This is a genomic window from Nonomuraea sp. NPDC049141, from assembly GCF_040648415.1.
GTDB lineage: Bacteria > Actinomycetota > Actinomycetes > Streptosporangiales > Streptosporangiaceae > Nonomuraea.
Window position 1 is genome coordinate 1 of sequence record NZ_JBEZDR010000292.1, and the last position, 1,020, is coordinate 1,020.

1 protein-coding gene is annotated in these 1,020 nt (G+C 71.1%); it reads right to left on the reverse strand.

Annotated features, from left to right (window positions below; all coding sequences use genetic code 11):
- Positions 1–1,020: family 10 glycosylhydrolase (locus AB0B91_RS66540; protein ID WP_358343372.1), on the reverse strand; the 1,020-nt coding region annotated here is incomplete at both ends.

The following is a 1,020-nucleotide window of genomic DNA, read 5'->3' on the forward strand; positions in this document are numbered from 1 at the left end:
TCCTCGGGTGGCTGCGGTTCAGCGTCAGGTGGTCGGTCAGCTCGGCCGGGTCCTGCCAGGCGGCGTCCTGGCCGGACGCCCCGGCCCGGTAGGTGGCCTGCCCGACGAGCAACTGCACGTCGGTGCCGGTCACGGTCTCGGACCACCAGCGGACCAGCTCCGCGTAGTCGGCCGCCGGGTGGCCGATGTGCCAGTAGATCTGCGGGGCGATGTAGTCGACCCAACCCTGCCGCACCCAGCGCCGGGTGTCGGCGTAGATCGCGTCGTACGACTGGAGGCCGGTGGTACGCGAGCCGAGCGGGTCGGTGCCGGCGTTGCGCCAGATGCCGAACGGGCTGACGCCCAGCTTCACCCACGGCTTGGCCGCCCGGATCTTGTCGCGCATCTCCCGCACCAGCAGGTTGACGTTGTTGCGCCGCCAGTCGCCGATGGTGCTGAAGCCGGCGCCGTACTGGGCGTAGGTCGCCTGGTCGGGGAAGCCCCCACCGCTGCCCGGGTACGGGTAGAAGTAGTCGTCCCAGTGCACCGCGTCGATGTCGTAGCGGCGAACCGCGTCCATCATGGCGTCCTGCACGAAGGCGCGGACGGCGGGAATGCCGGGGTTGTAGTAGAGCTGACCGTTGTAGGCGACGGCCCAGCCCGGGTTCTTGCGTGCCGGATGGCTGGCGGCCAGCTTGGTGAGGTCGGTGTGGGTGGCCACCCGGTACGGGTTGAACCAGGCGTGGAACTCCAGGTTGCGGGCGTGCGCCTCGGCGACCATGAAGGCCAGCGGGTCGTAGCCGGGGTTGGTGCCCTGGGTGCCGGTCAGCCACTGCGACCACGGCTCGTACGTCGACGGCCAGAACGCGTCGGCGGCGGGGCGGACCTGCACGACGACGGCGTTCATCCGCCGTTGCTGGGCCAGGTCGAGCCAGCCCCGGTACTCCGCCTGCTGGGCCGACGGGGTGAGCCCGGTGCGGCTGGGCCAGTCGATGTTGGCCACGCTGGCGATCCACATGCCGCGCAGCTGCCGCTTCGGGG